19 protein-coding genes are annotated in these 19838 nt (G+C 45.5%); all 19 read left to right on the plus strand.

Features of this window, described 5'->3' with window-relative positions; genetic code table 11:
- The 19 genes from infB (at window position 1) to ACFQ2J_RS03430 (ending at window position 19697) form a co-directional block, all read left to right on the plus strand.
- A complete protein-coding gene (infB, locus tag ACFQ2J_RS03340) occupies window positions 1-2139 on the plus strand; it encodes a translation initiation factor IF-2 (RefSeq protein WP_386056561.1) in 2139 nt (712 codons plus the stop codon).
- On the plus strand, window positions 2136-2414 hold the full coding sequence (locus ACFQ2J_RS03345) for a DUF503 domain-containing protein (RefSeq protein WP_386056563.1): 279 nt from the start codon (window positions 2136-2138) through the stop codon (window positions 2412-2414). Before infB ends, ACFQ2J_RS03345 begins: the two co-directional genes overlap by 4 nt.
- A gap of 29 nt (window positions 2415-2443) precedes the next feature.
- On the plus strand, window positions 2444-2794 hold the full coding sequence (rbfA, locus tag ACFQ2J_RS03350) for a 30S ribosome-binding factor RbfA (protein ID WP_386056564.1): 351 nt from the start codon (window positions 2444-2446) through the stop codon (window positions 2792-2794).
- 101 nt (window positions 2795-2895) lie between these two features.
- Window positions 2896-3798 (plus strand): tRNA pseudouridine(55) synthase TruB, encoded by a 903-nt coding sequence (gene truB, locus ACFQ2J_RS03355; protein WP_386056566.1) that lies wholly within the window; start codon window positions 2896-2898, stop codon window positions 3796-3798.
- A gap of 33 nt (window positions 3799-3831) precedes the next feature.
- The gene (ribF, locus tag ACFQ2J_RS03360) at window positions 3832-4767 is read left to right on the plus strand and encodes a bifunctional riboflavin kinase/FAD synthetase (protein WP_386056568.1); all 936 of its coding nucleotides are present in this window, start codon (window positions 3832-3834) and stop codon (window positions 4765-4767) included.
- Between the two features lie 129 nt (window positions 4768-4896).
- Window positions 4897-5166 (plus strand): 30S ribosomal protein S15, encoded by a 270-nt coding sequence (rpsO, locus tag ACFQ2J_RS03365; RefSeq protein ID WP_386056570.1) that lies wholly within the window; start codon window positions 4897-4899, stop codon window positions 5164-5166.
- A 118-nt stretch (window positions 5167-5284) separates the two neighbouring features.
- Window positions 5285-7405, plus strand: coding sequence for a polyribonucleotide nucleotidyltransferase (pnp, locus tag ACFQ2J_RS03370; RefSeq protein WP_386056572.1), 2121 nt, complete (start codon window positions 5285-5287; stop codon window positions 7403-7405).
- A gap of 505 nt (window positions 7406-7910) precedes the next feature.
- Entirely contained in the window at window positions 7911-8849 is a 939-nt protein-coding gene (locus tag ACFQ2J_RS03375; RefSeq protein WP_386056573.1) for a polysaccharide deacetylase family protein, read from the plus strand.
- Between the two features lie 18 nt (window positions 8850-8867).
- The gene (locus ACFQ2J_RS03380; protein ID WP_386056574.1) at window positions 8868-9110 is read left to right on the plus strand and encodes a YlmC/YmxH family sporulation protein; all 243 of its coding nucleotides are present in this window, start codon (window positions 8868-8870) and stop codon (window positions 9108-9110) included.
- Window positions 9111-9253: 143 nt separating this feature from the next.
- On the plus strand, window positions 9254-10150 hold the full coding sequence (gene dpaA, locus ACFQ2J_RS03385) for a dipicolinic acid synthetase subunit A (protein ID WP_386056576.1): 897 nt from the start codon (window positions 9254-9256) through the stop codon (window positions 10148-10150).
- A complete protein-coding gene (locus tag ACFQ2J_RS03390; protein WP_386056578.1) occupies window positions 10147-10746 on the plus strand; it encodes a dipicolinate synthase subunit B in 600 nt (199 codons plus the stop codon). Before dpaA ends, ACFQ2J_RS03390 begins: the two co-directional genes overlap by 4 nt.
- A 98-nt stretch (window positions 10747-10844) precedes the next feature.
- The gene (gene asd / locus ACFQ2J_RS03395) at window positions 10845-11891 is read left to right on the plus strand and encodes an aspartate-semialdehyde dehydrogenase (protein ID WP_386056581.1); all 1047 of its coding nucleotides are present in this window, start codon (window positions 10845-10847) and stop codon (window positions 11889-11891) included.
- 23 nt (window positions 11892-11914) lie between these two features.
- Window positions 11915-13135 (plus strand): aspartate kinase, encoded by a 1221-nt coding sequence (dapG, locus tag ACFQ2J_RS03400; RefSeq protein WP_386056582.1) that lies wholly within the window; start codon window positions 11915-11917, stop codon window positions 13133-13135.
- Between the two features lie 23 nt (window positions 13136-13158).
- Window positions 13159-14025: a 4-hydroxy-tetrahydrodipicolinate synthase gene (dapA, locus tag ACFQ2J_RS03405; RefSeq protein WP_386056584.1), complete on the plus strand. Its 867-nt coding sequence runs from the start codon at window positions 13159-13161 to the stop codon at window positions 14023-14025.
- 121 nt (window positions 14026-14146) lie between these two features.
- A complete protein-coding gene (locus tag ACFQ2J_RS03410; protein WP_386056586.1) occupies window positions 14147-14881 on the plus strand; it encodes a ClpP family protease in 735 nt (244 codons plus the stop codon).
- The gene (locus ACFQ2J_RS03415; protein WP_386056588.1) at window positions 14878-15087 is read left to right on the plus strand and encodes a YlzJ-like family protein; all 210 of its coding nucleotides are present in this window, start codon (window positions 14878-14880) and stop codon (window positions 15085-15087) included. The genes ACFQ2J_RS03410 and ACFQ2J_RS03415 overlap by 4 nt, the downstream gene beginning before the upstream one ends.
- A gap of 136 nt (window positions 15088-15223) precedes the next feature.
- Window positions 15224-17521, plus strand: coding sequence for an FtsK/SpoIIIE family DNA translocase (locus tag ACFQ2J_RS03420; RefSeq protein ID WP_386056590.1), 2298 nt, complete (start codon window positions 15224-15226; stop codon window positions 17519-17521).
- A 229-nt stretch (window positions 17522-17750) separates the two neighbouring features.
- A complete protein-coding gene (locus tag ACFQ2J_RS03425) occupies window positions 17751-18476 on the plus strand; it encodes a GntR family transcriptional regulator (protein WP_386056591.1) in 726 nt (241 codons plus the stop codon).
- A 108-nt stretch (window positions 18477-18584) separates the two neighbouring features.
- Window positions 18585-19697 (plus strand): BMP family lipoprotein, encoded by a 1113-nt coding sequence (locus ACFQ2J_RS03430; RefSeq protein WP_386056593.1) that lies wholly within the window; start codon window positions 18585-18587, stop codon window positions 19695-19697.
- Window positions 19698-19838: the final 141 nt, after the last annotated feature.

The following is a 19838-nucleotide window of genomic DNA, read 5'->3' on the forward strand; positions in this document are numbered from 1 at the left end:
ATGAGTAAAATGCGCGTGTATGAATATGCAAAAAATAATCAATTGACAAGTAAACAAGTGATCAATAAATTGGGAGAAATGAGGGTGGAAGTGAGCAATCACATGTCTACCATTTCCGACGATACAAAAACGAAACTCGACCGTGAATTCGGCAAAGGGAATACGGAAAACAAAGGTCAGGAGAAAAAGCCTGCCAAAGAAGCCGTTAAACCAGAGAGCAAACCTAACAACAACAAGAAGGAAGCCGATAAAAAATTGAATCAATCCAATAGTAAGAACTCCAATAACAACAAGAAGAAAGCCAACAAAAACAAGAATAAAAACAAGAACTTCAACAAGCAGCAACAACAGCCGAACACTCAGAAAGCCGCTGCTAAAAAAGAAACACCAGGAAAAATCACTTATTCCGGCAGCTTGACTGTTGGTGAGCTTGCAGAAAAGCTCAACAAAGATGCATCTGAAATCATCAAGAAGCTGATGGTCCTTGGAGTTATGGCTACCAAGAACCAGGACCTTGATGCCGATTCCATCGAACTGATTTGTGGAGAGTTCGGAGTTGAAGTTGAAGAAGAGGTAGTCGTGGACGAAACGGATATCGAGAACTACCAGTTCGAAGACGATGCTGAAGATCTTGTTGAACGCCCGGCAGTCGTAACGATCATGGGACACGTCGACCACGGTAAAACTACGTTGCTCGACTCGATCCGTGACACGAAAGTTACAGAAGGCGAAGCAGGTGGAATCACACAGCATATCGGTGCGTATCAAGTAGAGGAACAAGGCAAGAAAATCACATTCCTTGATACTCCTGGTCACGCAGCCTTCACGAGCATGCGTTCCCGTGGTGCACAAGTGACAGATATTGCGATCTTAGTCGTAGCTGCAGATGATGGTGTCATGCCACAGACGGTTGAAGCGATCAACCACGCTAAAGCAGCGGAAGTGCCGATCATCGTAGCTGTCAACAAGATGGATAAAGAAGGGGCGAACCCTGACCGTGTGATGCAGGAACTTATGGAATATGAATTGATTTCCGAAGACTTCGGCGGAGAGACGATCTTCGTAAAGATGTCTGCTGTTAAACACGAAGGAATTGATGATCTGCTTGAAATGATCATTCTTGTGACAGAAATGGAAGAGTTGAAAGCAAATCCTAAACGGCCTGCATACGGTACCGTCATCGAAGCTCAGCTGGATAAGGGACGTGGCTCTGTAGCTACGTTGCTAGTGCAGAATGGAACATTGAATGTCGGTGATCCGATTGTAGTCGGTAATACGTTCGGGCGTGTCCGTGCAATGGTCAACGATTTAGGGCGCCGTGTTAAAACTGCAGGACCATCCACACCAGTGGAAATCACTGGTTTGAATGATGTGCCTCATGCAGGAGATCGTTTCCTATCATTTGAAGACGAGAAGAAAGCGCGTGCGATCGGTGAAGCTCGTCAGCAGAAACAGATTGAAGAACAACGTAGCGATCGTGCACGTGTCAGCCTTGACGACTTGTTTGAGCAAATCAAACAAGGGGAAGTGAAAGATATCAACCTGATTCTGAAAGCTGATGTCCAAGGTTCTGTTGAAGCTCTTGCATCCTCTCTTCAGAAGATTGATGTGGAAGGCGTAAAAGTCAAAATCATCCACACTGGTGTAGGTGCGATCAATGAATCTGATATCTCACTAGCATCCGCTTCCAATGCGATTGTCATCGGTTTCAACGTACGCCCGGATTCCAATGCGAAAAAAGCTGCAGAATCTGAGGATGTCGAAATCCGTCTCCACCGCATCATTTATAAAGTAATGGAAGAAATCGAAGCGGCAATGAAAGGGATGCTTGACCCTGAATTTGAAGAAAAAATCATCGGTCAAGTCGAAGTACGTGAAATCTTCAAAGTGTCCAAAATCGGTACGATCGCTGGAGCATATGTCACGGATGGTAAAATCTCTCGTGATGCTGGTGTTCGCGTCGTACGTGACGGCGTCGTCATTTTCGAAGGCGAAATCGACACATTGAAACGTTTCAAAGATGATGTGAAAGAAGTAGCTCAGAACTATGAGTGCGGAATCACTGTGAAAAATTACAATGACATCAAAGAAGGCGACGTCATTGAAGCATACGTCATGCAGGAAATCGAACGGACATGATCCTGAGCGCTGAAGTCGAATGCTTCATCTATGAAGCACAGTCATTGAAAGAGAAGCGTTCGGTGATCAAGCGGGTTATGACAAGGATGCAGAATGAATTCAATGTAGCAGTCAGTGAGCTGGATCATCAGAACCTCTGGCAACGGACGACGATAGGTGTCGTTACGATCGGAAGCGATCGGATGTCTGTCGAACGTGTGATCCAGCAGGCACTGGCATTCATTGATTCATTTCCTGAAATTGAAAGGACGGAAACGACTCTGGAATGGAGTTGATCCCGTCATCAGCAAAAGAGGTGTAGCAGATGAGTGAATTAAGAGCAAACCGTGTCGGGGAACAGATGAAGAAAGAACTTGGCGACATCATAAGTAAAAAGATCAAGGATCCTCGTGTAGGGTTCGTGACGGTTACCGATGTCCAAGTTACTGGTGACCTGCAGCAGGCAAAAGTTTTCATCTCTGTGTTAGGCGAAGAAAAACAGAAGCAGGAAACATTGGTGGGACTTGCAAAAGCGAAAGGGTTCATCCGATCAGAGATCGGAAATCGTATTCGCTTGCGTAAAACCCCTGAGATCACATTTGAATTCGATGATGCGATTGAAAGAGGAAATCGTATTGAGAAACTGCTTCGTGATCTTAACGAAGATAGTTATTGACCTTATGAATCCGTGCTGCCACCTGCGGCGCGGATTTATTACATTAAATCTCCATCAGACGGTTCAGACTAATCGACGACTGGTGCGGTGAGGTGATACATATGGATGGAATCCTGGCACTTTGGAAGCCTAAAGGCTGGACATCCCATGACTGTGTGATGAAAGCAAGAAAACTGTTGAAAACGAAGAAAGTCGGCCACACAGGAACACTGGATCCAGATGTAGAAGGTGTGCTCCCCCTGTGTATCGGCACAGCTACAAAAATTGTTCCATTCTTAACGGATACACGTAAAGATTATGATGCGGTCGTATGCGTCGGAAGCAGTACAGATACAGAAGATGCAAGTGGTGAAGTCATTTCCGAAAAAGTTGTGGATCCTGCGCTGACACTCTCGGAAGTGGAGCAGGTAATCAAGCAGTTTGAAGGGGAAATCACTCAAATCCCGCCGATGTATTCAGCTGTGAAAGTAAATGGTAAGAAACTGTATGAATACGCGAGAAAAGGGGAAACAGTGGAACGCCCTTCTAGAAAAGTGCAAATCCACCAAATCGAACTGCTTTCTTCAAGCCTCTCTGAGCAGGACGGAAAAGTTCATTTTCCTATCCGTGTGACCTGCTCGAAGGGCACGTATATCCGTACGTTATGTGTCGATATCGGAGCTGCACTAGGGTACCCAGCCCACATGGCACATTTAGTACGAACTCGAACCGGAGACTTCGGAAAAGAAGATTGCTATTCGATTGAAGAAGTGGAAAAGCATGCAACAAATGATTCCGTATCGCAGATTCTTCTACCGATGGAAAGAGGATTGAATCATATTGAAGCGTGGACGGTTGACGAAGGGCTTGCTGAAAGGATCAAATTCGGACAAGTTTTGAATCAGACCGACGATCTGCCTGATTCGAATCCATTCAGAGTCGTACACGAAGGTAAGACGCTTGCAATCTATCAGCGTCACCCTGCAAAAGAGGGCAAGATTAAACCGGTAAGAGTTTTTAACTGAGCATTATTTTGAAACGTAAAGTAGGTGAGAGCGTTGCAAGTGATTGAATTGACATATCCACATACCCTGAATCGGGAGGAAATCGACCCGACGATCATGGCTGTCGGCTTTTTTGATGGCGTCCACCTCGGCCATCAGAAACTGATTAAGACGGCTGTAGAACTAGCCGAACAAAGCGGGAAGCAAAGTGCAGTGATGACCTTCGACCCACACCCGTCGGTCGTATTGAAAAAAGAACAACAGCATGTGAAATACATTACTCCATTGGCGGATAAAATCTACTTCCTCGAAAGAATGGGAGTGGACCGACTGTACGTCGTCCGCTTCACAGAGTCATTGGCAGAACTATTGCCACAACAGTTTGTCGATCACTTTTTCATTGGATTGAATGTAGATCATGTAGTCGCCGGGTTTGATTTCAGTTATGGCCGTATGGGCAAAGGGAATATGGAAAGTCTTCCGTTCCACTCCCGCGAGCAATTCACCCAAACGACGATTCCCAAGGTCGAACGGAATGGAGAGAAAGTAAGCTCCACTAGGGTCAGGGAAGCGATAAAAAATGGTGAACTTCCTGAAGTGACGGACTTGCTGGGAAGGCCCCTATCCGTTCAGGGCGAGGTCATCAAGGGTGATCAGCGGGGACGTACCATCGGTTTTCCAACTGCAAACATCCATATCAGTGATGCCTATCTGCTCCCGAAGGTAGGGGTGTATGCCGTTGCGATCAATGTCAGGGGCAAATGGTATCATGGTATGGCGAATCTAGGCTATAAACCGACTTTTTACGACGAAGCGGAAAAACCAAGCCTCGAAGTGTATATTTTTGACTTTAATGGAGATATTTATGGAGAAGACGTAAAGGTCGAGTGGCATGCGTTCATCCGTGAAGAAAAGAAGTTCAATGGGATCGATGCGTTAATTGCCCAACTTCATTCTGATGAAGAGGAAATACGTCGTTTTTTTCAGTGATTACAGTCAATCACTTGCATTTTAGCTCCAAAACATGTACCCTTAATTACGGAACCTTCGCTTGGCAGTGCGTAACTCCGACGCTTGCTAGGGGAAAGGGAATTCTAAGAAATTACAGGAGGTGCCATTATGGCAATCACACAAGAACGTAAGAATGAAATCATCAATGAGTACAAAACTCATGAAAACGACACTGGATCTCCAGAGGTTCAGATTGCAGTTCTAACTGAGCAGATCACTTCATTGAATGATCATTTGCGTACTCACAAAAAGGATCACCATTCACGCCGTGGTCTTTTGAAAATGGTAGGTAAGCGTCGTAACCTATTGAACTACCTACGCAAATCTGACATTACACGTTACCGCGAGTTGATCAAGAGTCTTGGCTTGCGTCGTTAATGGTATGACTAAAAGCGGGAGTAATCCCGCTTTTTCTGTATGTTTAAGTACATAAAGAATGTTATTTAAAACATTCTTTTTAATTTACAGTTGATATTCTGAGAGGAGCACAGCATTTATGGCAGAAGAAAAACAAGTGTTTTCAATTGATGTTGCCGGACGTACATTCTCCATTGAAATCGGAGAATTGGCTAAGCAGGCAAGTGGCGCTTGTATGGTCCGTTACGGCGATACATCCGTATTGTCTGCGGCTACCGGTTCCAAGGAACCCAAGGACCTTCCGTTTTTCCCGTTGACAGTCAATTATGAAGAGCGACTTTATGCAGTCGGAAAAATCCCGGGAGGATTCATCAAACGTGAAGGACGTCCAAGTGAGAAGGCAGTACTTGCTTCCCGTCTGATCGACCGTCCGATCCGTCCGTTATTCCCGAATGGATTCCGTAACGATGTACAAGTCATCAGTACAGTGATGAGTGTGGACCAGGACTGTTCATCTGAAATGGCAGCAATGCTTGGTTCATCCATTGCACTTTCTATATCCAACATCCCGTTCGGTGGGCCGATTGCCGGTGCCGTTGTCGGACGTGTAGATGGTGAACTGATCATCAACCCTACTATCGAACAGCAGGCGAAAAGCGATATTGATCTGACTGTTGCTGGTACGAAGGATGCCATCAATATGGTGGAAGCTGGTGCCAACGAAGTACCTGAAGAAGATATGCTTGAAGCGATCATGTTTGGTCATGAAGAGATCAAGCGCCTTGTAGCCTTCCAGGAAGAGATCGTCGAAGCTGTAGGAAAAGAAAAGATGGATGTCGTTCTATTTGATCTTGACCGTGAGCTGAAAGCGCAAGTGGAAGCTGAAGGTAAAGAGACGATGGTCAAAGCGATCCAGACATTTGAAAAGAAAGCACGAGAAGAAGCGATCAAGGAAGCTAAAGCATCCATCATTGCTCATTATGAAGAGCAGGGAGCGGATGAAGAAACAATCGGAAAAGTTCAGGCGATTCTCGATGACATGGTTAAAGAAGAAGTCCGCCGACTTATTACGAAAGAGAAGATCCGTCCTGACGGGCGTGCTGCAGATGAAATCCGTCCATTATCTTCCCGTGTCGGTATCCTGCCTCGTACACACGGTTCAGGATTGTTCACTCGTGGACAGACTCAGGCGTTGAGCATCTGTACGCTAGGTGCGCTTGGTGATGTACAGATCCTTGATGGTCTGGATTTGGAAGAATCTAAGCGATTCATGCACCATTACAACTTCCCTCATTTCTCCGTCGGTGAAACTGGTCCGATTCGTGGACCTGGTCGTCGTGAAATCGGGCATGGAGCTCTAGGTGAGCGTGCACTTGAAGTTGTCGTACCTTCAGAAGAGGATTTCCCATACACGATCCGTCTTGTATCGGAAGTGCTTGAATCGAATGGTTCCACGTCTCAGGCAAGTATTTGCGCAAGCACCCTTGCAATGATGGATGCCGGTGTACCGATTAAAGCACCTGTAGCAGGTATTGCAATGGGTCTTGTGAAATCCGGAGACGATTATACAATTCTTTCTGATATTCAGGGTATGGAAGATTTCCTTGGAGATATGGACTTTAAAGTAGCAGGTACTGCTGATGGTGTCACTGCATTGCAGATGGATATCAAAATTGAAGGACTATCCCGTGAAATTCTTGAAGAAGCTTTGAAACAGGCGAAAAAAGGCCGCATGCAGATTCTTGATAGCATGCTTGCTACAATGCCTGAAACACGTCAGGAATTGTCCCAATACGCTCCGAAGATTCTTACGATGGAGATCAAGCCGGAGAAAATCCGTGATGTCATTGGACCAAGCGGTAAGCAGATCAACAAAATCATCGAAGATACAGGTGTCAAAATCGATATCGAGCAGGACGGTAAGGTGTTCATCTCTTCCGCTGATTCAGAAATGAATGCAAAAGCGAAGCAGATCATCGAAGATATCGTCCGTGAAGTCGAAGTCGGTGAAGTATATGATGGTAAAGTGAAACGGATTGAGAAGTTCGGTGCTTTCGTTGAATTGTACAAAGGTAAAGAAGGCCTTGTACACATTTCTGAAATGGCCGAAGAACGCATCCGTAAAGTGGAGGATGTCGTGAAGCTTGGGGATACGATCAAAGTTAAAGTGAAAGAGATCGATAACCAAGGGCGCGTCAACCTGTCCAGAAAAGCGATTCTTCTTGAAGAAAAGAAAAAAGAAGAAGCAAACCAGCAATAAAGAAGCTGGGAGACCAGCTATACAGCTTGTAGAGGAACTTCGAGTCCTCTACAAGCTTTTTTTATGCGAAAGTGGGAAAATACCACTCGCATTCTCCGGACGACCCCCCAAGCTATTCTCGTATAACATAACCTCTAGAACTTCGATCTTTCATTGGAATCTACTAGTTTTTGACTTTATTTCACTGAAAAAGACTAAGTAAATACTACTGTTGATTACCTGGTCCTAGATAAGCCATAGAAAAGTATGCATAACCAAACACACCTAGGGTGGCTGGGAAACTGCGAGACTCCCGTGGGAGAAGGGGCTAGGCGAGACCCCACAGGGAGTGAAAACGACCGAGGAGGCTCGCCAGCTCCCCCACAGGAAAGCGAGTAGTTTCCCAGACGCCCTTTGCACAGATTCGGAAAATCCTAAAGCATAAACTGATTAGATTCCATCAGCGTAGCAAATTCCGTTCTACCTTGTCCTTAAGCAACATAAGCTATCGATAAGGAGGGGTGGTATGAAGCCAAAGGCTGCATTAGTGGTTACACTGCTCATCGCAGGATTTGCCGTATTATTTATTAGTCAGAAAGAATTGTTGCGTAACTACACACCTGCAATGCTCCTGACTGGTTCCGAGTCGACCTCTCTATATAAAGAGATCGAATCGAAAAGCAAGGAAATGAATGAAGCACCTGAAAATGCGTACATCGATCAAGTTTGGAAAAAAACACCCGGCTTAGACGGCCGTAAGGTAGATATAAAGAAATCATATGAAAAAATGAAGAAGAATGGAATTTTCGACAAAAAGCTGCTTGTCTACGATACTGTCCCTCCTGGAGTATCCATCGATGACCTCCCACCTGCCCCGATCTATAGAGGGAATCCGGAAAAGGAGATGGTCACTCTGCTGATCAATGTCTCATGGGGAGAAGAGTATATTCCTGAAATGTTGAAGACGCTCAATGAAAAAAACGTAAAAGCGAATTTTTTCATCGATGGAAGGTTTGCTGAAAAGAATCCTGACATTGTGAAAATGATTCATGAGCAGGAACATATCATTGGAAATCATGCCTACAACCATCCGGATATGTCGAGGATGGATAAAGCTTCTGCGAATGAATCAATTTCCCAGACGAATGACGTGCTTCGCTCGCTGATTAATGATGAAACCAAATGGTTCGCTCCTCCTGCCGGCGGCTATAATCAGCAAGTCGTCGAAGCAGCGGAGGAACTTGAGATGTACACGATCCTTTGGACTGTGGATACGATTGACTGGAAGAAGCCTACCAAAGAAGTGCTTCTTCAGAGAGTACTGCCGAAAGCGCATAATGGTGCAACCATCCTTATGCACCCTACTGCAGTGACAGCGGACAGTCTGGATGAATTGATAGATGGACTCAGAGACAAGGGATTCCGAATCGGCAATATTGAAACATTGATGGATACTTCGAGATGATAAAAAGGAGGCTTCGATATGAGGTACAAAAGTCTAGGAGGAAAAGAGATCGTCGATATTACAAGCGGTACGAAACTTGGAATACTTGGTCAAACGGATATGGAAATCGATCAGACGACAGGGGAGATCATATCGTTTGTCATCCCTGAATACAAATGGTTCGGGATGAAATCGGAGTCGGAAGGATACAGGATTACCTGGGATGAAATCATACGTGTCGGTGAAGATATGATCCTCATTCAACCGAAAAAGAAGCTGTGATTCACAGAGATATAGTTAAAACATCCATTTTTATGAAATGGGTGTTTTTTTGTTTGTGAGTGCTTCAAAAAGCGCACGAACAGATGGAGGATTCATAGGATAGAGGGAAACGGTAGTGCAGCAGATAAAGGAGGTGTCCGGTTATGCTGACCGGATTTAACGTGGCGATTCTTGGTGGAGACGCCAGGCAGATCGAAATGGTCCGCAAATTGAATGAATGGGATGCCACACTCCATTTAGTAGGATTCGACAAACTTGACTATGGATTTACCGGCGCGAATCATATCGACATGGATGATGAGGTAATTGAGAAGCTTGATGCTGTTATTCTTCCTGTACCGGGAACGGATGCAGCAGGTAATATCGAATCGATTTTTTCGAATCAGCAAATTACACTCGAAAAAGAGTGGGTGGAACGAACACCAAGCCATTGTCTTTTTTTCACTGGAATAACGAACGACTATTTGACATCGATGATCCACCAGGCAAACCGTAAACTGATCCCATTGTTTTCACGTGATGATGTAGCAATTTATAACTCAGTGCCTACAGTTGAAGGCACGATCATGATGGTGATTCAGAACACGGATTTCACGATCCATTCCTCTCGTGTGTACATTCTTGGCCTTGGCAGGGTGGGGATGAGTGTCGCGAGAGCCTTTCACGGATTAGGTGCGAAAGTGTTCGTCGGTATCAGGCGATCTGAACATTATGCAAGAGTGATGGAAATGGGGCTTACTCCATTTTATTTGAATGAACTGGAACAGGTGTCCGGGAACTGTGATGTCCTGATTAATACGATTCCTGCTGAGATTGTTACAGCGGCAGTCATCCAGAAAATGCCTGGCCATACCTTCGTGCTTGATTTGGCTTCTAAGCCTGGAGGGACGGATTTCCGTTATGCGGAGAAGCGTGGAATCAAAGCGGTTCTTGCTCCAGGACTTCCTGGAATTGTAGCTCCGAAAACTGCAGGTAAAATACTGGCGAACGTAGTGCTGCAAGTGTTGAAAGAATCAACTGGAAAGGATGAACATGAATGAGTTTAAGCGGAAAAACGATCGGCTTCGGATTGACTGGATCCCATTGTACGTATGATGCGGTTTTCCCTGAAATACAAAAACTTGTCGACAGTGGTGCGACAGTCATTCCTGTGCTGTCTTATACCGTACAGAAAACGGATACGCGATTTGGGGACGCAGCAGATCATTTAAAAAAGCTGAAAGAAATTACTGGTGAGGAACCGATCATGACCATTCCTGATGCAGAGCCTTTGGGGCCGAAGCGGCCGTTGGATTGCATGGTGATTGCACCATTGACGGGGAATTCCATGAGTAAATTCGCCAATGCGTTGACAGACTCCCCTGTTCTGATGGCGGCAAAAGCGACGCTCAGGAATGGCAGTCCTGTCGTGGTCGGAATCTCTACCAATGATGCACTTGGACTGAATGGTGTAAACCTTATGCGCCTGATGGCGACGAAGAACATCTACTTCATCCCTTATGGTCAGGATCACCCGTTCAAGAAGCCGAATTCACTCGTAGCGGAAATGACGTTACTGAAAGAAACCGTTTTGGCTGCCATTGAAGGAGAGCAGCTGCAGCCGGTGCTTCTTCAACGATATTTCGATGAGGCATAGTTTTCCTTAACGATGCCCGAGGTTAATATGATAGAATACAAGCAGAGTGACTCTTTGAATCAATCCAACAACCATAAGAAGAGAGAGGAGACACCATCATGAGTCAAACAAAAACATATAATGTGGCAGTTGTCGGTGCTACGGGAGCTGTCGGCCAAAAAATGATCCAGACATTAGAAGAACGTAATTTTCCTATAAATGAATTGAAGCTGCTTTCTTCCAGCCGTTCCGCTGGAAAGAAAGTGGTTTTTAAAGGTGAAGAACTCATTCTGGAAGAAGCGAAACCGGAAAGCTTCGAAGGAATCGATATCGCGCTCTTCTCTGCGGGAGGTTCCGTATCAAAGCAATTGGCACCTGAAGCAGTGAAACGTGGTGCAGTAGTCGTTGACAACACAAGTGCCTATCGCATGGAAGATGGTGTACCACTAGTCGTCCCTGAGGTGAATGAAGCAGATATCAAAGAACATAAAGGAATCATTGCCAACCCGAATTGTTCAACGATCCAGATGGTAGCTGCCCTGCAGCCGATCCGTGAAGCATTTGGACTGAAACGTGTGATCGTATCTACGTATCAGGCAGTTTCAGGTGCAGGCACACAGGCGGCAGATGAGCTTCGCCAACAATCGAAGGAGTTCTTGGAAGGAAAGGAAATGAAAGCAGAAATCCTTCCGGTCGGTTCTGATGAACGCCATTACCCGATTGCCTTCAACGCATTGCCGCAAATCGATAAGTTTCAGGATAACGGTTATACATTCGAAGAGATGAAGATGATCAATGAAACGAAGAAGATCATGCATGAGAACGATTTGCCGGTTGCGGCCACATGTGTGAGACTTCCGTTTTTCACATCCCACGCAGAGAGTGTCTATATTGAAATTGAGAAAGACGGTGTGGAAGTTTCCGATATCCACAATTCCCTTAAAGAAGCTCCGGGAATCGTGCTTGAAGATGATCCGGCTACCCAGACATATCCGACACCATTGAGCGCTGCAGAGAAGCGTGATGTATTTGTTGGTAGAGTAAGGAAAGACTTGGACCAGTCGAACGGTTTCCACCTTTGGATCGTGTCTGATAACCTATTGAAGGGGGCAGCGTGGAATTCCGTCCAGATTGCGGAGCGGCTCGTTGCCAATGATTGGTTGTAATACAAATTTGATGAGGTGTCAGCATGAAATTTTTAGTTCAGAAATTCGGCGGTACTTCTGTGAAGGATCCAGAAGGCCGTGCCAATGCAATAAATCATATTAAAGCAGCACTTGAACAAGGATACAAAGTGGTGGTGACCGTATCGGCGATGGGAAGGAAAGGGGATCCGTACGCAACGGATTCCCTGCTTGACCTCGTTCATTTTCCTGCTTCGAATATTTCATCCAGGGAAAGAGATTTGCTGATGTCGTGCGGAGAAACGATTTCATCGGTGGTTTTTTCAAATGAATTGAAGCGGTCCGGTGTACATTCGATTGCCCTGACAGGTGCACAGGCAGGCTTTTTGACGAATGAAGATTTCAATAAAGCCAAAATCCTTAAGATGGATCCTGCTCGTGTAATCGAGGAATTCACTGAACACGATGTCGTTGTAGTTGCCGGTTTCCAAGGCAAGTCGAGCAATGGTGAAATTACTACCATTGGCAGAGGAGGCAGCGACACAACAGCTGCCGCACTCGGCGCTGCTTTGCAGGCAGAGTACGTGGATATTTTTACAGATGTCGAAGGAATCATGACAGCAGATCCCCGTCTCGTTGAATCTGCGCGTGCACTTAATGTAGTCACGTACAACGAAATCTGTAACCTTGCTTATCAAGGCGCAAAGGTCATCCATCCGAGAGCTGTCGAGATAGCAATGCAGGCGAAGGTGCCGATTCGTGTGCGTTCCACCTATTCACCGGATGAAGGAACGCTTGTCACTTCCTCCCGTGAAACAGAGGCTGGCAAAGACATCGCAGATCGTGTCATTACAGGAATTGCGCATATTTCTTCCATCTCACAGATCAGGGTGCAGGCCAAAGATGAGCCTTACCAGCTCCAGTCTGAGGTATTCAAATCGATGGCAGAGGCCGGTATTTCCGTCGATTTCATCAATATCTCACCGAGCGGGGTCGTCTATACCGTCGAGGACTATTACACCGATCATGCTATAGAAACTTTGCAGGGATTAGGTTATAAACCGGAAGTCATCCGCAATTGTGCGAAAGTATCGACTGTCGGAGCAGGGATGACCGGTGTTCCTGGTGTTACTGCTAAGATTGTCCAGACGTTGACGGATGCAGGTGTCCAGATCCTTCAATCCGCAGACTCCCATACGACCATTTGGGTGCTCATTCCTGAAAAGGAACTTGTCAAAGCAGTGAATGCACTGCATGATGCATTCGAGCTGAACGTACTTTTATAAACGAAGAAGGAGGAATTGGAACGATGAATTTTGGTAGAGTTTTGACCGCGATGGTCACACCATTCAATAACAAAGGTAACATCGACTTCGATAAGACGACGAAACTCGTTGACTATTTGATCAATAATGGATCAGACGGGCTCGTCGTTGCAGGTACGACTGGGGAATCTCCTACACTGACGAATGAAGAAAAGGTTGCGTTGTGGAAACATGTCGTTAAAGCAGTAGACAATCGTGTACCTGTCATTGCAGGGACAGGTAGCAACAATACACATGCAAGCATCGAACTGACTAAAAAAGCGGAAGCGTGTGGCGTTGACGCGGTCATGCTGGTCACCCCATATTACAATAAACCGAACCAGCGCGGGCTGTCTGCGCATTTTAAAGCCATTGCCAATGAAACGAAGCTTCCAGTAATGCTCTACAATATTCCTGGTCGTTCCGTCGTCCAAATGACAACTGAAACAATCATCGAGTTATCCAAGATCGACAATATCGTTTCTGTAAAAGAAGCAAGTGGGGACTTGGACGCAATGGCAGAAATCATCCAACATACCTCTGAAGATTTCACTCTTTACAGTGGAGATGACGGTTTGACACTTCCTGTAAGAGCGATCGGTGGAGATGGAATTGTTTCTGTATCATCCCATGTCATCGGCAATGATATGCAGGAGATGCTTGATAAGTTCGATGAAGGTGATGTCAAAGGTGCTGCGGCGATTCATCGCCGTATTCTGCCGATCATGAACGAACTGTTCAGTGCACCTTCCCCGACGCCGGTGAAAACCGCGCTGCAGATCAAAGGGTTGGATGTTGGTGGCGTACGTCTGCCACTGGTACCATTGACGTCTGAAGAACGCGATCGTATTACAGCTATTCTCAATGGATAATTAGAAAGAGTAAGATGCCGTTCAGGTGAAAGTTGCCTCCTGATCGGCATCTTTTTATTGGTTATTGATGCGTAAGTCATCCTGATTTGTCCATACTAACCATTAAGAAAGGGGTATGGTCATGTCTGAAGAACATAATCAACAACCGAAGGAACAACCGAAAGAACAGCAAGGAAAATCGGAATTGGTGGAAAAAATCCAGCAATTGGGGCAATCGAATGTCCCACAGGCACCTGACTCCAATATTCACGTCCTGCCGATTATCGGACAGGTCGAAGGGCATGTTCAGTTGCCGCCTCAGAACAAGACGACTAAATATGAACATCTCATTCCGCAATTGATTGCAATTGAACAAAACCCTAAAATCGAGGGATTGGTCGTATTACTGAATACAGTTGGTGGGGATGTAGAAGCTGGATTGGCGATATCTGAAATGATTGCCTCTCTATCCAAGCCTACGGTATCCATCGTACTTGGCGGAGGTCATTCGATCGGTGTCCCGATTGCAGTATCTGCCGATCACTCATTCATTGCAGAAACTGCAACGATGACCATCCACCCGATCAGACTGACTGGTCTCGTTATCGGAGTGCCACAAACATTCGAATACCTGGATAAAATGCAGGATCGTGTTATTAATTTTGTGACGCGCCACTCCAATGTGTCCGAGGAGAAATTCAAAGAATTGATGTTCGCAAAAGGAAATCTCACAAGAGATATAGGAACAAATGTAGTTGGTGATGATGCAGTTGAATTCGGTCTGATTGATGCAGTCGGGGGAGTCAAAGAAGCAATGGAAAAATTGAATGAAATGATCTCCCAGAATAAGCCGGATGAGAAGCAGGTGGTTCAATGATCCTTTACACCCCACTGAGTGAAGTGGATATATTTCCTCCTGACCAGGAGGAATATCAGAATACAATCATGACTCAGTACAATCAACGGCCCGTCAAAGCGATGAAAATGGGAAATGGGAATTATCAAATCGTCCAGCTGCTCTCGACAGACCCGCAGGATTTCATGGACCCGGACTTTCAGCCTGGAATAGAATTCAATGTATAATCCCTGCCCAAACATATGATTGCCTGTGCTATAATAAAAGGGATGAGAATATGAATCAGGATGGTGCATACACGGTAGATAAACGAAGGTCGATCCAGTGTGCAGCATCCTTATTCGCTTTTTTGAGGTGAATCCTATGGCTAAAAAAAGAAAAAAGCGGCAAAGCAAATTGAAAAAGCAACTGAAGACAGAGCTGCTCGGACTTTTCTTCGTATTGATTGCCGTTTTCGGCAGCGGCGCAAGTGTGATCAGTGACGGAGCGATTCCGGGAGGGCTCGAGCATCTGCTGCAGTTTTTCTTCGGTGTCTGGTACTTCATTGCGTCCCTGTTCCTCTTATGCCTTGGTATCTATTTGATGGTGAAGCGCAAATGGCCTGTATTCCTACATAAAAAAATGGTTGGCTTTTATATCATATTCACTTCCATTCTGCTATTCACCCATATACAGTCCTTTGAAGGAATACTTGCAGGTGCCGTCAAGCCTTCGATCCTGGAAACGACATGGGAACACTACTTCACGTATCTAGAGGGGGAAATTTCCTATAGTACGCTTGGTGGGGGAATGATTGGAGCACTTCTGTTTGCCTGGACTTATTTCCTGTTCTCTGCAGCTGGAGCTAAAATCCTTGCTGTTTTCGGCATGATTGTCGGGGTTCTGTTCTTGACGGAGTGGTCACTTGGGTCATGGATGGGAAAGGTGTTCGGTAATTTGAAAGCCTTCGCTCAACAACAGTGGAAACAAGCGAAGCCGAAAGGTAAAAAGCCGAAAAAGAAGCCTGCGGACAAAAAAGAACCGGAGGCTGTCGCTGAGACTGAAGCGGAACGAAGCTATGATATTGTTGAAGAAGGAAATCCTGACCCAGGAAGTCAAGAACCGATCATTCAGGACTTTACGGATAACGCTTATGCCAAGAAGCAGGAAGCTAAGCCGGATCAGCCAGAAGAAAATCAGGCTGGTAAAGATGAAGACACGCTTGCACAATCACTTCCGATGACTGAAATGGAGAACGTCGACTACCAGTTGCCGGGTATGGACCTTCTGAATGAACCTTTCAAAAATTCCCAATCACAGGAACGTTCCCAGATCCAGGCTACGGTGAGAAAGCTGGAGAAAACGTTCCAGAGTTTCGGAGTGAAAGCGAAGGTGACGAAAGTCCATGTTGGACCTGCAGTTACAAAGTATGAAGTGTACCCGGATGTTGGCGTCAAAGTCAGTAAGATCGTGAACCTTCATAATGATTTGGCACTTGCATTAGCTGCGAAGGACATACGGATCGAAGCACCGATTCCTGGAAAATCAGCTGTCGGTATCGAAGTGCCGAATCAGGAAGTGGCGATGGTGTCACTCCGCGAAGTGCTTGAATCTTCACAGGCTAAACAAGGCTCAAAGCTTGGCTTTGCGCTCGGAAGAGATATTTCAGGCGATGCAGTGATGGGGGAATTGAATAAGCTTCCGCACCTGCTTGTGGCAGGAGCGACAGGAAGCGGGAAAAGTGTGTGCATCAACGGGATCATCACGAGCATTTTGATGCGTGCTAAGCCACATGAAGTCAAGATGATGATGATCGATCCTAAAAAAGTGGAATTGAATGTCTATAATGGCATTCCTCACTTATTGGCTCCGGTCGTCACCGATGCCAAAAAAGCGGCACGAGCACTTAAGAAGGTCGTAGCTGAAATGGAACGTCGTTATGATTTGTTTTCCGATACTGGAACTCGGAACATTGAAGGTTATAACGAATATGTCAATAAGCAGAACCAACTGCAGGAAGAGCAACAGCCGCAACTTCCTTATATCGTCGTTCTCGTCGATGAGCTTGCTGACTTGATGATGGTCGCTTCCGGTGATGTAGAGGATGCAATTACGAGACTTGCACAAATGGCGCGTGCGGCAGGAATCCATCTGATCATTGCAACGCAACGCCCATCCGTAGACGTCATCACAGGTGTCATCAAAGCGAATATTCCTTCGCGTATTGCTTTCAGTGTTTCCTCTCAAACGGATTCCAGGACGATTCTCGATTCCGGTGGTGCAGAAAAGCTGCTCGGAAGAGGGGATATGCTGTACATGCCGGTAGGGTCCTCAAATGGTACCCGAGTCCAAGGGGCATTCTTATCCGATGAAGAAGTGGAGCGAGTGGTCGACTTCTGTATCGAACAGCAGCGTGCCCAATACCAGGATGAGATGATACCTGAAGAAGAAAGTGAAACGAAACAGGAAGTGGACGATGATCTATACCCGGAAGCAGTCCAGCTTGTCATTGAAATGCAGAGTGCCAGTGTATCGATGATCCAGCGCCGTTTCCGAGTTGGATACACTAGAGCGGCAAGGTTGATCGATGCTATGGAAGACAACGGTATCGTAGGTCCTTATGAAGGAAGCAAACCTCGTACGGTACTTGTATCTGCGAATAGTGAAGAACAAACATCCTGAACCAGTCCCATTCTCATTATTTTACAATATTTGATGAGAATGGGTTTTTTTTATGTCTTTTTATTGCGTGAATATTCCGATATTCAGAATAGAGGAGGCGATTTTGAAAAATATGTCGACATAGTATTTATTTCTTCCTAGAAAAGTGTTATATTATTGACGAATATGATGTGTCGAACGTCAGATGTCTGATCTCTATACATAGGATTATTGACCAGGAGTGAAAGCGATGTCAATCAAACATGACACTCGTCACTTGTATTTGCAAGTGATCGACCAAGTGAAAAGGGATATTGAAAAAGGTGTCTACAAAGAGAAGGAAAAATTACCATCAGAATTTCAGTTATCAAAAAGTTTAGGGGTCTCCCGGGCAACATTACGGGAAGCGCTCCGCATCCTGGAAGAGGAGAATATTGTGACACGTCGTCATGGTGTTGGAACCTTCGTCAATCCAAAGCCAGTGTTTTCCTCAGGAATCGAACAATTGAGCAGCGTAACATTCATGATTGAAAGCAGCGGGATGAATGCTGGAACTCAGTTCCTTTCTACGGACGTCGTCGAACCGACAGAAGAGGATATGGAACGATTTGCTCCACTACATATTCAAAACCTTGCGAAAGTCGAGCGAGTAAGGACAGCGGATGGAGACCCTGTAGTTTACTGCATCGACAAGATTCCAGAACAATTCATCCATGGGGAAGACTTGAAGGAAGCGGATTCAATGTTCCGCATTCTTGAAGGTGTAGCAGGCAAACGGGTTAGTTATGCAGTTACACATATCGAACCGATCGGTTACCATGACCGCATTTCACCGATTCTTAACTGCGATCCTGAGCAATCGCTTCTTCTGCTGAAACAAATGCACTACACTGACGAAGATGAAGCTGTCCTGTATTCCTCCAATTACTTCAGAGCGGACAAGTTCAGCTTCCACGTTTTAAGAAAACGTGTGTAAGGGCTTTCAATAGTATGTAACATTCTATTTTAGGGAGGTGATGCCGAACTTAGGACTCGGTAGGTTTGTCGCACATCTTTTACTTAAAACTATTAGGGGGTAATTTTTTTGAAAAATCGTCGTTTTCTAATGATTATCGGTCTGCTACTTGCAATCGGTATGGTACTTGGCGCATGTGGTTCTTCCGATGACGAAGGATCCAATGGAGATAATGAAGGTAGTGACAATGGTGACGAAGCTTCAGGAAATGAAGATTTCTCTGCAGCAATGGTAACTGACGTTGGTGGAGTAGATGATAAATCCTTCAACCAATCTGCTTGGGAAGGTCTGAAAGCTTTCGGTCAGGAAAATGGAATGGAAGAAGGCGAAGGGATTGCCTATGCTCAGTCTGAAAGTGATGCTGACTATACGACGAACATCTCTCGTCTTGTCCGTGATGAGTATGATTTGGTTTATGGTATCGGCTACCTTCTTCAGCCGGACATCGCTAAAGCCGCTGAACAGTATCCAGATACGAACTTCAGTATCGTCGACTCTGTTGTAGAAGCAGACAATGCTTCAAGTATCCTGTTCAAAGAACATCAAGGTTCTTTCCTTGTTGGTGTTGCAGCTGCTATGAAGACTAACTCGAACAAAGTTGGATTCGTCGGTGGTGTTGACGGAGACTTGATCAACAAATTCGAAAGTGGATTCATCGCAGGTGTTAAATCCATCAACCCTGATATCGAAGTGGAAGTACAGTACGCTGGTGCATTCGATGCTGCGGATGATGGTAAAGTAATCGCTTCCCAAATGTATTCAAGCGGAATCGATGTCATCTATCACGCTTCTGGTGGTACAGGTAACGGTGTCTTCGCACAAGCGAAAGACCTTAAGAAGAGCAACCCTGACGAAGATGTTTGGGTAATCGGTGTTGACCGTGACCAGCACGAAGAAGGTCAAATCGACGACATGAACGTTACATTGACTTCCATGGTCAAACGTGTAGATATCGCAATCCAGGATATGACTACAAAAGCAATGAACGGTGAGTTTCCTGGTGGGGAAATCGTCGAGTACGGCTTGGAAGATGACGCGATCAGCGTTGCACGTACAAATGAAGATGCAATGACACAGGACATCATCGATGCTGTTGAAGAATGGAAACAGAAAATCATCGACGGTGAAGTAGAAGTACCAAGTACTCGTGATGAAACGAAAGCATTCGTAGACTCACTATAAGTATTCAAGGGGGGCCGGACACGGCCTCCTGTATATTGAAGATCATCAAATGAAGGGTATCATGATGGTCCCTTTCATTTGGTGATTTTTACTGCCATCAATAATAAAGAGACAACACCCAGGATGCGTCTAGGGACTTTT

The organism is Thalassobacillus hwangdonensis, assembly GCF_042675915.1.
Classification (GTDB): Bacteria; Bacillota; Bacilli; order Bacillales; family Halobacillaceae; genus Thalassobacillus_A; species Thalassobacillus_A hwangdonensis.